General features: G+C 40.1%; 11 protein-coding genes. 7 read left to right on the plus strand and 4 right to left on the minus strand.

Translation table 11 applies throughout. The features are described from left to right. Positions 1 to 40 precede the first annotated feature (40 nt). Together ACOV1Q_RS05995 and ACOV1Q_RS06000 are read right to left on the minus strand one after the other, a co-directional pair. A complete protein-coding gene (locus ACOV1Q_RS05995; protein WP_424493483.1) occupies positions 41 to 934 on the minus strand; it encodes an alpha/beta fold hydrolase in 894 nt (297 codons plus the stop codon). Between the two features lie 10 nt (positions 935 to 944). After that, the gene (locus tag ACOV1Q_RS06000) at positions 945 to 1,616 is read right to left on the minus strand and encodes a type 1 glutamine amidotransferase domain-containing protein (RefSeq protein ID WP_424493484.1); all 672 of its coding nucleotides are present in this window, start codon (positions 1,614 to 1,616) and stop codon (positions 945 to 947) included. A 282-nt stretch (positions 1,617 to 1,898) separates the two neighbouring features. Here ACOV1Q_RS06000 and ACOV1Q_RS06005 point away from each other — a divergent pair, with 282 nt between their 5' ends. The 4 genes from ACOV1Q_RS06005 to ACOV1Q_RS06020 all read left to right on the plus strand — a co-directional run bounded on the left by ACOV1Q_RS06005 (position 1,899) and on the right by ACOV1Q_RS06020 (position 7,999). Beyond that, positions 1,899 to 4,112, plus strand: coding sequence for an FUSC family protein (locus ACOV1Q_RS06005; protein ID WP_424493485.1), 2,214 nt, complete (start codon positions 1,899 to 1,901; stop codon positions 4,110 to 4,112). A 414-nt stretch (positions 4,113 to 4,526) separates the two neighbouring features. After that, a complete protein-coding gene (epsC, locus tag ACOV1Q_RS06010; protein ID WP_424493486.1) occupies positions 4,527 to 5,315 on the plus strand; it encodes a serine O-acetyltransferase EpsC in 789 nt (262 codons plus the stop codon). Continuing rightward, positions 5,312 to 6,196 (plus strand): cysteine synthase CysM, encoded by an 885-nt coding sequence (cysM, locus tag ACOV1Q_RS06015; protein WP_424493487.1) that lies wholly within the window; start codon positions 5,312 to 5,314, stop codon positions 6,194 to 6,196. Before epsC ends, cysM begins: the two co-directional genes overlap by 4 nt. Positions 6,197 to 6,481: 285 nt before the next feature. Beyond that, on the plus strand, positions 6,482 to 7,999 hold the full coding sequence (locus tag ACOV1Q_RS06020; RefSeq protein WP_424493488.1) for a DEAD/DEAH box helicase: 1,518 nt from the start codon (positions 6,482 to 6,484) through the stop codon (positions 7,997 to 7,999). 13 nt (positions 8,000 to 8,012) lie between these two features. On the opposite strand, the gene ACOV1Q_RS06025 is transcribed toward ACOV1Q_RS06020, so the two are convergent. Continuing rightward, positions 8,013 to 10,304 carry a transglycosylase domain-containing protein gene (locus ACOV1Q_RS06025; RefSeq protein WP_424493489.1) on the minus strand — a complete coding sequence of 764 codons (2,292 nt, stop codon included), beginning with the start codon at positions 10,302 to 10,304 and terminating at the stop codon, positions 8,013 to 8,015. A gap of 284 nt (positions 10,305 to 10,588) precedes the next feature. Here ACOV1Q_RS06025 and ACOV1Q_RS06030 point away from each other — a divergent pair, with 284 nt between their 5' ends. Then, positions 10,589 to 11,446 carry an SdiA-regulated domain-containing protein gene (locus ACOV1Q_RS06030; RefSeq protein ID WP_424493490.1) on the plus strand — a complete coding sequence of 286 codons (858 nt, stop codon included), beginning with the start codon at positions 10,589 to 10,591 and terminating at the stop codon, positions 11,444 to 11,446. Positions 11,447 to 11,453: 7 nt separating this feature from the next. Next, positions 11,454 to 12,164, plus strand: a complete 711-nt coding sequence (locus tag ACOV1Q_RS06035; protein ID WP_424493491.1) for a TVP38/TMEM64 family protein — start codon at positions 11,454 to 11,456, stop codon at positions 12,162 to 12,164. A gap of 130 nt (positions 12,165 to 12,294) precedes the next feature. Here the strand turns inward: ACOV1Q_RS06035 and ACOV1Q_RS06040 are convergent, their stop codons facing one another. After that, positions 12,295 to 13,581, minus strand: a complete 1,287-nt coding sequence (locus tag ACOV1Q_RS06040) for a dipeptidase (RefSeq protein WP_424493492.1) — start codon at positions 13,579 to 13,581, stop codon at positions 12,295 to 12,297. 187 nt (positions 13,582 to 13,768) lie between these two features. On the opposite strand from ACOV1Q_RS06040, the gene ACOV1Q_RS06045 reads away from it, so the two are divergent. Next, complete coding sequence (locus ACOV1Q_RS06045; RefSeq protein WP_424493493.1) at positions 13,769 to 14,110, plus strand: DUF4377 domain-containing protein; 342 nt, start codon at positions 13,769 to 13,771, stop codon at positions 14,108 to 14,110. The last annotated feature ends 44 nt before the right edge of the window (positions 14,111 to 14,154 follow it).

Here is a 14,154-nt window from a genome sequence, read left to right on the forward strand (position 1 = left end):
ATTTATTTTGCTCTGAAAATTCTTAGCCTCTGGTAAATTTTTAAACTCGTGCTTTGGCAATGGCATCAATTTTATCGGCTATGGAAAGCCAGACTTCTTCCTGAAGAAAATGCCGGGAAGGTAACTCCGTCACTTCTTCAAGTCGTGCTACTTCTTTTATTTCGGCGCCGTATCTCTCGAGGGTCAAAGCAGGATCGTCTGCGCCCCAAACGGCCTGCACGGGATAATCAACATTTTGAACTGCCGTATAGCACAACTTCTGGAATTCTTCAGAATCGTTAAAATTTCTCATGATCTTTAAAAAAGCTTTTCCGTCGTCTTCGCGTTTTAAAAGATCCACATAAGCATTAATTTCTTCCGAAGGGATTCCCTCATTACTATTTACACCCATTTTACTGAACATCACCGGCCAGGTGGTATGAGAGATCATTTTTAGTTCGGCTTCCCCAACAAATTTTTTCTCAAAAGGACGCATCACCAGTGGCTTTTGAAAATTTTCCACATCAATCCAGGTATTTAAAATAGTAATGGAAAGGACCTTTTTGGGTTCGTTGGCAGCCAGGGCAAAACCCACCGGTCCGCCAACGTCATGTACCACCAAATGATATTTTTGAATGTTCAGTTCTTTTGCGGCTTTTGAAAGAAAATCTGCGAAATTCGGAAATGAATAATCATAATTTTCGGGTCTGGCAGAAAGTCCAAGTCCGGGAAGATCAACTGATACGGCACGATATCCTTTTTTAGCAAGAGATTTTAAGACTTTCCGGTAAAGAAATGAGGAAGTTGGAACGCCGTGAATGCAAAAAACTGTTTCTGCTTCTTTATCGCCATAATCGAGAGCAAAAGTGCGTAAACCCTCAACTTCAAAATATTTTCCTGAAGATTCATGCTCCTGAATGACATTTTTGACACTTCTGCTTTCCGAACTATCCATAACTTCAATTTTATAACATTCTCAATAATGCACGCGCAGCTTCCTCAGAAGAGGCCGGGTTTTGTCCCGTAATTAACTTTCCATCAATACGCACATAAGAACTCCAGTCTTCTCCTTTGCTGTAGTTGGCGCCCATTTGGTTCATTTTATCTTCAACAAGGAATGGAACTACCTCTGTCAGGCCTACCGCTTCTTCTTCGGAATTTGCAAACCCCGTCACATCTTTTCCTCTTACTAAAGGCTCCTTATGATCTTCAACATTACCCAACACTCCGGGTGCATGGCAAACAAATGCCATAGGTTTCATTTGGGAATGAAAATCTTCAATAAGGGCAATTGATTTGAGATCTACTGCAAGATCCCATAGTGGGCCGTGTCCACCCGGATAAAAAACACCGTCAAAGTCTGAAGCATTTATGTATTCAAGTTTCTTGGTGCTGGCGAGTTTTTTCTGTAATTCTTCATCTTTATCAAATCTTTTCGTAGCTTCAGTCTGGGCATCTTCTGTAGTACTTGAAGGGTCTATTGGAGGTTGTCCTCCTTTTGGGGAGGCTAGTGTAATATCGGCTCCTGCGTCTGCCAAAATATAATATGGAGCTGCAAATTCCTCTACCCAAAAACCTGTTTTTTTACCGGTATCTCCTAATTTATCATGAGAAGTCAAAACCATTAATACTTTCATAGTCTGTTTTATTCTTAAGATTTATTTTTATTGAGACCCCATCAGGATCTTTTTTGTGTTGAGATTAAAATTACAACCGTAACCACCGCCTACCAAAATGGAACTCATAATTTATGGTTAAATGAGCCTGTTTAAACTTAATTGCCTACCGCTTTTTCCTCATTGCTTATTGAACAGAAGAAAACAGAGTGTACCTTTGCAACTTATTATCTAATTAATCTCACTGCTACTTTGCAATATTTCTCCAGTCAACTAGACACTTTTCTTAAGTTTGTTAGAAGCATGGATTTCTCCCGCGGGGTGATTATGGCTTTTGCAGCTGTTACTGCTTTGGGTGCAGCAAATTACTTTGGGGACGTAAGTGTGGGAATTGCAATGGCTATTGGTGCGTTGCTGGCTTCCCCCAGTGATGTCCCGGGGAGTTTTAAACGGAGATTTTCAGGTGTTTTTCTGGCTATTCTTCTTGCGATTCTTACTACAATAATTGCAGGCTATGCCCGGCAGAATATTTATTTATTCGTGCCTGTTCTTGGTTTTCTTATGTTCTCCATATCTATTATGGCTGTTTACGGCTTCAGGGCTTCTTTAATCGCTTTTTCGGGGATGTTTGCTGTGGTTTTAAGTATGGTGAGGATCCCGGAAGGAGAGACAATGTTCATTCACGCCCTTTGGATTGGTGCCGGCGGAATCTGGTACCTGGTTTTTTCCATGCTGTATTATCTTATGAACCCCAGGAAACCTACAGAAGAACTTTTATCAGAAGGTTTCAGTCTTACTTCAGAATATCTCAAAGTTCGGGCAGCGTTATTGGATGCTTCCGAAGAGGAAAGGCAAAGACTCAAAAATGAACTTTCCACCCTGCAATCCAGGATCAACGAAAAACACGAAATGATTCGTGAACTTGTCATCTCCCGGCGGATAAAATCGGGAAGATCTGGAGATGCCAGGAAGAAAATGTTGATCTTTATTGAGCTGGTGGACATTCTAGAGCTTAGCATGGCAAATCCTGTGAATTATGAGCAGATGTCACGGGTGTTTAGTCAAAGAAAAGAAGCGCTTCAGGTTTTAAAGGACTGGAGCTTTTTAATGGCAGGTGAGTTGCAGTTAATTGCCGAAGCTATAGGAAATTCTAGAAAATTTCACGCTAATCCGGCGCTGGAGACATTCCGCTTAAGAGCGATTACCTCTATGAATGTTTGTGAAAAGGAAAGTGAAGACCCTAAGGCGGCACATGCATTTTTGGTGCTTCAAAACATGATCGACTTTAAAGAAAAGCAGCAGGAAAAAATTATTTCCATTTCCCGTCTCATGCAGGATCTTACAGTTGGAGAAGACTTAACAATGAAACAAAAGGAGGCGGTGAAGTTTATCACCGGCCGGGAATACAATTTTAAAACCTTGCAGGACAATCTGGATTTTAATTCACCTATCTTCAGGCATTCACTACGTCTGGCTATAGTTGTTGTAGCAGGTTATCTTATAGGTTTTTATTTTGAACTTCAAAATACGTACTGGATATTGCTTACCAGCCTCGTAATCATGAGACCCGGTTATTCTTTGACCAGGGAACGTTCTAAACAACGGCTTTTAGGAACCTTTATAGGGGCAGCGATCGCAGTGAGCATTGTAATGGTCACTCAAAATGTTATTTTCTTTGGCGTTCTTTCTGTCATCATGCTCATTTTTGCTCTTGCCACTCTCCAGCGAAACTACAGGGCATCGGCAATCTTTATTACGATCAATATTGTACTACTTTACAGTTTAATTACCCCAGATCCTTTCAAGGTCATACAGTTTCGAGTAATGGATACTTTGCTGGGTGCGGCGCTTGCCTTTTTAGCAAATTCGTTTTTATGGCCTTCCTGGGAATACCGCGGAATAAAAAATTTCATTGAACAAAGTTTAAAGGCCAATTCGGCTTATCTGGAAGAGATCAATGACTATTACCAGAAGAAACAATTGATCCCAACTTCTTATAAACTTGCACGAAAACAGGCCTTTTTAGCAATAGGAAATTTAAATGCTGCATTTCAAAGGATGACACAGGAACCGCTTTCCAAGCAGAAGGAGGTGGGAACGATCTATGAAATTGTAGGCCTTAATCAGGAATTTTTGTCGGCGGTTGCGTCCTTGGGAACTTTTATTAGAACCCATGCCACTACAGAGGCTTCTACACATTTTAAAACTTATATATCGGCAATCCAGCATAATCTTATCGAAGCAGTAGAGCTTCTTGAGAACAGGGAAGTACAGGAAGTTCCCCAAGATAAAGCGCTTTTAAAAGCTACTAAATACTTCAATGAAAAATATGAAGAGGTTCTAAAGAACCATGTTCAGGAAGGAAAAATATTGATGCGGCAGTTCAATAATGAGAGTAATAGTCAGTTACAGGAGGTGCAGCTGGTAAGGGAGCAGTTGAAATGGCTTTTACAGATTTCAGAAAACCTAAAGAACCAGGCCTCCAGAAAAGAATCTATTATAAAAAGCCACCCTTGAGAGGTGGCCTGAGAAAATTTCGGTAAGTGAATTGCTTTAAGGACGCTTACTTCTTAGCTTTGCTGTCCTGCTTTTTAGATTCCTGTTTTTTCGGCTCATTCTTTCTGTCATCAGATTTCTGCTGCCTTTGTCCTGTTTTTTGACTTTCTTGTGCCATAATACACTGTAATTAAAGTTTGTAACTCTTTAAAAGTAGACCAAAAAAGCAAGATTATTTCAAATTTCAGGAAACTTTAACTTCCAAAGTATAGTTAAAAATCTGCTCAATTTTGTGCTTTTGGAAATGGAAGGAATTACTAATTAAGAATGCGAATCTCATTTATTGAGATCATTAGCACATGAAGTACTGTAAAGAAAATTCTATTTCTTAGTTTTGATAATAATTCCGAAGTTCTTTTCGGAAATCTGGATGATATGGAGAATAAAGAAATTATAGAAGAAATTATAAGGCACAAGCAACTTCCAAATCTCAAATTTGACATAAAGGAGAAGACTGAGGCATTTACAAAAAAGCTGTTTTATACGCTTTTTGATGTAGACACTCCCGTAGAAGCAAATATCGAATTATTGGGGAGGAATTTTAAGGAGCTGGCAGATCTTGTTTGCTGGAACCCTGAGCAAAGTTGTAGGGAGTTATGGCAGCAATACCTTGAGAAGTTACCCAAAGTGCTTGAAATGCTGAATCTAGATGCGCTGGCGATCGCAGAAAATGACCCAGCAGCCAATTCTGTAGAGGAAGTTTATTTGTCGTACCCGGGTTTTTTTGCCATAGCCGTTTACAGGCTTAGCCATGAATTATATAAGATTGGTTTGCCACTGGTACCGCGTTTAATGACAGAATGCGCCCACCGTCTTACCGGAACTGATATAAATCCCGGTGCAATCATTGGAAAATCCTTTTTTATAGATCATGCCACGGGAGTAGTAATTGGCGAAACTGCAGTAATTAAAAATCATGTGAAAATTTACCAGGGGGTGACCCTTGGAGCTTTAAGCGTGGAACGCAGCCTTCGCAATATGAAAAGGCATCCTACAATAGAAGATAATGTAACCATTTATGCCAATGCGACCATTCTTGGTGGGAATACCGTGATTGGTTCAAATAGTATCATCGGTGGAAATGCCTGGCTTACTTCTTCAATTCCAGAGAATTCTATGGTAACACACTCTCCACAAATCAACATTAAAAAATTTCAGAAATGAGCAATTCCATTATAGATCTAATTGGTAATACACCTCTGGTAAAGACAGTAGGTTTAGTGAAAAATCCTAATGTAACCCTCTTTTTGAAACTGGAAGGACAGAATCCCGGAGGCAGTGTAAAAGATCGTGCTGCTTACAATATGATAAAAAGCGGGATGGAGCGTGGAGAGATTACAAAAGAGACAAAACTCATCGAGGCAACAAGTGGAAACACCGGTATTGCCCTGGCAATGATCGCTGGCATATTTGGTCTTGACATCGAACTTGTAATGCCCGAAAACTCCACCATTGAAAGGGTGCAAACCATGCGGGCTTATGGTGCGAAAGTAATTTTGACCAGTAGCGACGGTGGAATTGAAGGAGCCAGGGATTATGCAGAAAAGAGGATGCAGGAGGGGGAATATTTTATGCTTAATCAGTTTGCCAATAATGATAACTGGCAGGCACATTATAAAACCACCGGACCTGAAATATGGGAGGATACTAAAGGTAAAATCACCCATTTTGTGTCTTCTATGGGTACCACGGGGACTATCATGGGAACTTCTACATATCTCAAGGAAAAGAACAAGGATGTTCAAATTGTTGGAGTGCAGCCTGCAGATGAAGCAAGAATCCCAGGAATTAGAAAATGGCCGCAGGCTTATCTTCCGAAGATATTTAACCCGAAGAAAGTTGATCGTGTGCTGGAAGTAAGCGAAGACGAAGCAAAGAAAATGACGGTGCGTCTGGCCAAAGAAGAAGGAATATTCGCCGGAATGAGCAGTGGAGGTGCCACTGCAGCTGCTGTCCGCCTGTGTGAAGAGCTGGAGGAAGGTGTCGTGGTAAGCATTGTTTGCGATAGGGGAGACCGGTATTTGTCTTCAGATCTTTTTGAGTAAGACAAAGGCTTCAGAATTTTCTGAAGAAGAAGAAAAGAAGTAATTAATAAGTCTTCAAAAATGTCATTTTTGAAGACTTTTCTTTTTTATAAGGAAATGGTATTTTCTAAGCCAGATTATTTGCTGGTAATGCGGAAAATTCGAGATATAAAGAGCTTGTAAAGAGCTTGTTACCTCCTCAAAATGAAGCCGTAACTCTTGTTTTACCTGAAAAACCTTTGAAAGATTTCCATTTACCTCAAAAATCTGCTATTTTTGCAAAATTGCTTATGAAATAAAAGAAGAATGGCGCAGGATACTTTTGGAATTGAAGAAAAAACAGTTGATAAAGAACTTTATGATTATCAACAAAAAGACATTGATAAGATATTTAATGTTATAGATGCTCATCCGCAGCATTATAACCTTTTATACCAGTTGCCCACTGGTGGAGGGAAAACCGTAATTTTCTCTCAGATTGTGCGGGAATATATCCAGAGAACGAATCAAAAAGTTCTTATTCTTACCCACAGGATTGAATTGTGCAGGCAAACATCAAAAATGCTGTCGGGGTTTGGAGTGCGCAACAAGATCATTAACAGTAAGATCAAGGAGCTGCCAGATCAGGATGAGTTTATGTGCTTTGTGGCGATGGTGGAGACACTCAACAACCGGCTTAATGACGAGAAGGTAGAGCTGGAGAATGTGGGGCTGGTAATTATTGATGAAGCACATTATAACTCCTTCAGGAAACTTTTTAAATTTTTTGAAAAATCCTTTATTTTAGGAGTTACAGCGACTCCTTTGAGTTCCAACATAAAGCTTCCCATGAAAGATAATTACAGGGAGTTAATTGTAGGAGATTCTATTAGTTCACTTATTGATAAAGGCTTTCTGGCAAAAGCAAATACTTACAGTTATGATGTAGGACTTTCCTCTTTGAAAATTGGAATTAACGGAGATTACACAGTAAAATCTTCTGAAGAGCTGTATTCCAATTTTTCCATGCAGGAAAAGCTTTTGGATGCTTACATGGAAAAATCTCAGGGAAAAAAGACGCTGATTTTCAACAACGGGATCAATACTTCACGAGAGGTTTACGAGACCTTTAAAAATGCAGGTTATGATGTTCGGCATCTAGACAATACCACGAGCAAACAAGACCGTAGAGCAATTTTAAAATGGTTTAAACATACGCCCGATGCGATTCTTACTTCGGTAAGTATTCTTACTACCGGGTTTGATGAGCCCACCGTAGAAACTATTATCCTGAACAGAGCCACTAAATCATTGACGCTTTATTACCAGATGATAGGCCGTGGTTCCCGAATTATTCCTGGGAAGAAAGAATTCACGGTGATCGATCTTGGGAATAACGCAGCCCGTTTTGGCCTGTGGAGCGCTCCCGTAGATTGGAAACAAATCTTCAGGTCGCCAGATTATTACCTGGAGAACCTGGTGAGCGACGAAGAAATAGAGCAAAACTTCAAGTATGAAATGCCGCCAGATGTTCGAAAGCAGTTCGCAAAATCTGAAGACGTGGCATTTGATGTGGAGGACGAATATGACGATACGATTAAGAAAGGTCTAAAGTCAAAAACTGTTCTGGAACGTTCTATAGAGCAGCATGCTCAAATGTGTATCGAGAACAGTGAAGATGTATTTGACGCCCGGATTCTGGCAAAAGAGCTGGATGAAGATATTGCATACAGAATAAGGCGGTATTCCTATTGTATTAGTAATAGCACCAAGAATTACAGGGACTGGTTAAAAGAGGATTATAAGCGAAAATTGAGGTTGCGCATCAACCAGGGTGAATTTTAGGATAAGAAGAACATTAGTTGTTCTTTTTAAAAAGTCCTTTGATCTTCGAAAAAAATCCTTTTTTCTCTTCCTTTTCTTCGTGTTGCTTTGGTTCTTTTGCATTGGTGAAAAGACGTTCAAGGAAATTATCTCTTTCTGAAGGTTCACAATCAAGCAGCGCCTGAACGGTAGCAGAAGGCGCGGGGAATTTTGCCTGCGTGATCTCGTTAAAGGAGCTATCATTGTTCATTTTTTGCATAAGCAGGGCAAATGCTGGCAAAGCCGAATTTGCGCCCTGTCCTGTGCTGGTGTTCCTAAAGCCAATGCGGTGATCATCTGCGCCCACCCAGGTGACTGAAACCAAGTTTGGCGTTATGCCTACAAACCAGCCGTCTTTGTTATTTTGGGTGGTTCCCGTTTTACCAGCAATATCATTTCGTAGGTTATATTTGTATCGCAGCCTTGCCGCTGTTCCTTCATTTACGGTGGTTTTCATCATCTCCAGCATAAGAGCTGCGGTAGTTGTTGAAAACGCCTGTTTTTTGGCAACTTCCGGTTCAAAATTGACGAGCGTATTCCCAAATTTATCTGTGATCTTCGAGATATAATAAGGTTTTGCAGGGTGGCCAGCATTTACATATCCTGTATAGGCGCCTGCAAGTTCCTCTACGCTCATTTCGGCAGTTCCCAAAGCAAGTGAAGGATACTCCGGAAGTGTGGACGAAATACCCATTTTACGCGCCTGTGAAATGACATTTTTCAATCCCACATCAAATAACACCTTTACGGCAATGGTATTCATAGATTGACTAAGCGCAGCTTCCATACTGTAATTCATATGAGGATCTTCTTCTTCGGAAGAAGAATTGGACGGGGTCCAGCCTTCGGCATAAGTCACCTCACGAACAGAGTAATAAGTACAAGGGTCTATACCCGCTTCAATTGCGGCTGTATAAACCACAGGTTTAAAGGTAGAACCTACTTGTCGCTGACTTTGGGCGACATGGTCGTATTTAAAGTACTCATGGTTGATACCGCCAATCCACGATTTTACAGCACCTGTTTGCGGCTCCAGGTTAAGCATTCCCATATTTAGAAATTTCATATAATGCTGCAGGCTGTCTGCGATACTTGCCTGTACCATCTCTTTTTTTCCCCAGTCGAACAGTTCCATTTCTGTCTTTCCGTTAAGGGAATCCAGTATTTTTTCTTTCGTCCAACCGGCCGCAGCGAGAGACTGGTATGCTTTAGTTTTTGGAAGTGCTTCTGCTATGAGTTCCTTTCTTAGCCACGGGGCGTTTTTTCCGTAGGATCTTTCGAACTGCTCTTGAAGCACAGACATGTGTTCTGTCATGGCTTCTTCTGCCAGCTTTTGCATCTTGTAATCAATGGTAGTGTAAATTTGTAGTCCGTCCTGGTAAAGGTCATATTTTTCCCCATTTTCTGTTTTTAGCGTATCTAGGATTGACTTTACATCTTTTTGCAACTGGCTTCTAAAATAAGCTGCCGTACCGCTGTTATTGTTAAAGTACTGGTAATTTAGCTCAATAGGTTCTTCCTTTAATTGATCATATTCTTCTGGAGAAAGGAAACCGTATTTTTGCATTTGGTGCAACACTACGTTTCTGCGAGACTGGCTCCTCTCTGGGTAAATTCGTGGATTGTAGTAATGGGAAGCTTTTAAAGTTCCCACCAGGGTTGCCGCTTCCTTCAGGTTTAGATCTTTCGTGGTCTTATTAAAGAATTTTCGCGCCGCACTTTCAATCCCAAAGGTGTTATCACTAAAAGGAACGGTGTTAAGGTACAAAGTGAGAATTTCCTCTTTGGAATAGAGATCTTCCAGCCGTCTTGCAATTATTGATTCCCGTACTTTGTTCACCACAATGCTCACAGCAGCATAGTCATTTCTTCCGAATAAATTCTTTGCCAGTTGCAGGGTGATGGTACTTCCCCCACCAGAGGATTCATCACCCATTAATAAGGTTTTAAAGAAAACCCGGAGCAAACTTCTGGAATCTATCCCGGAATGTTCATAAAACCGAAGATCTTCTGTAGCAATAAGCGCATCGAGCAAATGTTGTGGAATATCTTCCTGAAAAACAGGTTGACGGTCAAAAATGTAATATTTCCCTAAAAGTTCTCCTTCAGAAGCAAAGATCTCGGTGGCTTCATTTTGTTTCAGGTTTTTAAGCTCGGCACTATCGGGTATTTCGCCCCACATCCCCAGATAAATGCTTAGATAAAAGATGCAGCCTGCCAGGAAAAAACCTAAAAAGATTCTAAGGATCCAACGGGCGTAACGGGGTAACTTTAGCTTTTTTAACATGATCATTTGGATGGGCGTACAAAGAAAACGATTCTGTACAAAGTCTTTTTTTCTTTTAAGTAAACTTTATGAAGTGCAGATGCGAGCAAGTATAATGCCATTGTAGCTAATTAATAGGTGGAATGGCAATTATTAAGGGATAATCCTTCATATAGAAAATTTAGAGAGGTGGGGGAAAGTTGTGCTTTAGCACAAGATCCCTGAATTCTTAAACTTTCATTAAACTTTGAGAAATATAGGAAAATGGCTTTATCAAACCTTATAATCTGTCTAACTTTATAAATATGAGTGTTTATAAAGCTGTTATTTCAATAAGTACGGGCCTGATCTTGTTAGTAGGCATCCTTTATTTTTCTTTCCTACGGAAAAACGATGCCGCAGAAATAACTCCTTCGCAGGAAATTATAATCGAAGAAACCTGGGAATTACCTAACATCTTAGAAGAAGTCTCAGGAATCGCATTTTTGGATGATCAAAGAGTAGCTTGCATCCAGGATGAGGATGGAACCATTTTCGTTTATGATCTAAAAGCTTCAAAAATAGTAGAAGAAATTGATTTTGCCGGCGGTGGCGATTATGAAGCTATAAGTATTTCAGAAAATACGGCTTACGTTCTTAGAAGTGACGGCACAATCTTCAAAATTACTCAGTATTTGTCAAATCCCGTAGTTACCGAACATGAATTACCTTTAAAAGATGATCCTGACATGGAAGGAATGACCTGGAATTCTTCTTCTAATAAATTATGGTTGGTGAATAAAGAAAAAGATGCTAATAAGTCGGGCTTTAAAAGTATTTATGTGGTAGATCCTGAAACTATGAAGCTTCAGGAAGAGCCGGTTTATAAAATACCATTGGAAAATGCCATTTTTGAGACCGAAGAGGAGAAGGAATCCATGGAAGATCTTAAACCTTCAGAATTAAACATCCATCCAATTACGGGAGAAATTTATGTCCTGGAAGGGCATCATCCAAAGCTTCTTGTGCTAGATTCTGATGGAAATCCGAAGAAATTGTACATTTTAGACAGTGATAATTTTCCACAGCCCGAAGGTTTGGCCTTTGATGCTTCAGGAGGAATGTACATTTCAAATGAAGGAAATAAAGCAACTATTCATAAAATCTCAATCCACAAAAATTAATGCATTCATGGCTGAAGAAATCGAAAGCCCCACGGTTAAACAAAGCAAAGCACCTTTATACATTTCTGCAGCGGTTATCCTGGCGCTTGTTTTGAGTTATTTCTTCATTCCGCAGGTACAGGATTTCATGAGCAATGGCTGGGATGTGCTTACCAGTGGCGATAAGGTTAGAACTAGAGAATGGGTATCACAATTCGGGTGGTTGGGACCAGTTATGATTATTTTGGTGATGATCCTCCAGATGTTCCTGTTAGTCATTCCCACACCCATTCTCATGGTAGTGTCGATTTTAGCATACGGTCCTATTTGGGGAAGTATTATTTTATTTGTGGCCGTTTTCCTGGCTTCTTCTATAGGTTATTTTATTGGGCGCTACTTTGGGCCGGTCATCGTGGAGAAGTTGATTGGAGGCAAAACTGAAAAAAAGATATCTTCCTTCATTGATGATTACGGTTTCTGGACAGTGATCGTTGTACGACTGAGTCCTTTTCTTTCCAACGATGCTATAAGTTTTGTAGGCGGGGTTCTGAAAATGGGGTATTGGAGGTTCATTGGCGCAACAATGCTGGGAATTTCCCCACTTATCATTTTTATTGCTTATTTAGGAGGGAATTATGAAAGGCTCAAAACCGGACTCATCTGGACTTCAATAATTAGTATTGTGCTGTTTGTTCTTTTTGTATGGTGGGATAAAAAGGTACGAAAAAATAAACCCTAATGTTTTTGATTTTTACATATAAAAAGGTGCGGCCTCAAAGAGAGAGCCGCACCTTTTGCTATTTTTGAAGAATTGTCTTCTTAAGTTTTTCAGATCATTTTCGGCGGAAATAATTCAAAGGAACAGTGAGTTAACCCTTCTGAATCTTTTGAGCAACAGCCTCTACTTCATCTAAAACCCGTAATAAATTTTCACCCCAAAGCATTTTTATTTCTTCTGCGGTATACCCTCTTTTTACCAGTTCAAGGGTAATGTTGAAAGTTTCAGAAGCGTCATTCCAGCCTTCAACTCCGCCGCCACCATCAAAGTCTGAACTTATTCCTACGTGCTCGATCCCGATTTTCTCTACCATATAATCGATATGATCCACAAAATCAGATACATCAACCGGCGGGACCTCTTCATGTAGTTTAACCACTCTTGGCTTAGATAGTTTTCTGACTTCACGGTATTTTTTAAAGTAAGCCGTTTGCGCCTGTTCATCCATGCTTCGAATGCTGTCCCTGGAGATGATCTTAAAATCAACTTTTTCGCCTACCTGCCGGTAAACATCTTCAACGGCTTTTTCATAATCAGCTTGTTTTTCTGTATTGACGTAAGATCTAAAAGCCACCGTTTGCACGACGCCACCGTTATCTTTTACCCATTGTAGCATTTCATCATCAAGATTCCTGCTATGATGCCCTAGTTGTCTTGCCGAAGAGTGGGAAGCAATCACAGGTGCTTTGGAAAGTTCGATCATTTGCCGTATTGCTTCCTTAGAAGGATGTGAAATGTCTATCATCATCCCTAAGCGGTTCATCTCCTTAATCACTTCACGCCCCAGTTTGCTAAGCCCGTTGTGTAGCCATTTTCCGTCTTCTTCACCTGTATTTGAGTCGCTTAACTGACTGTGCCCCTGGTGTGCAAGCGACATGTAACGAGCTCCGCGATCATAAAATTTTTCAACGTTCTTTATGTCGGTTCCAATAGCATATCCGTTTTCAACTCCAATCATCACTGCCATTTTTCCCGAAGAAATGGCGTCTCTAACATCCTGGGAGTTAGTAGCCAGTTCCACCTGGTTTGGCGCATACTCATCTGCGAGGCGGTGAATTGCATCAAATTTAGAAATGGCATTTTCGTACGCCTTTTTATAACCTGCAGCGTTAAGTTCTCCCTGGCCGGTGTAAACTACGAGCCATGCCACGTCCAATCCGCCTTTTTTCATTTTTGGCAGCGTTATTTGAGTATCAAGATCCTGTGTGTAATTTTTTTCGGCCGTGAAATTCGCTACATTAATGTCATCATGGGTATCTATGGTGATCACATCTTCATGTATTTTTCTGGCTTTTTCTTTAAGTTGTTCTTCTGAAGTTTGTGCCTGCACTCCTAAGGAAACTGTTAAGAGGAGCAAACATAATCCTGAAATTTTCATATGTGGGTTGGTTTTTAAGGGTTCAAAATAGTAATAATATTTTAAAGCAGAAGCATTGGAATTTTTCTCGTCGGAAGAAATGCGTCATAAATAACAACTTTTTAGAATACTTCTTTTAAATGACATTTTTGGGTAACAATCTATATATCAATGATTTTTGTGCGCAGAGAATGCGTATATTTAAAACATGAAAATTACAGTGGCATACATCTTAATACTTTTCTTTTGGGGTTGCGGTTCAACTGAGGATGCAGTTCTGGAAACTCCGTTGAGGGTAAATAGTTATACCGTTTCCTGCATTGGCGAAATGGAGGGAGAGTGCCTTTTGGTTCAGGAAGGAAACGCGATAGGAACAGATGATTGGGAACTCTTTTATTACAAAGATGATATAGAGGGATTTGATTACGAAGAAGGATATATTTACGACCTTATAGTAGAGAAATCTGAAATAGAAAATCCGCCAATGGATGCTTCTTCAGTAAATTACAAATTGATTAGGATAGAATCTAAGGAGAAACAGGAGGAATAGGTCCTAATCGTATTTACTTAACGTTCGATTCTTCCCGGATTTTT

This window comes from Salinimicrobium maris, from assembly GCF_049680855.1.
Taxonomy (GTDB): Bacteria; Bacteroidota; Bacteroidia; order Flavobacteriales; family Flavobacteriaceae; genus Salinimicrobium.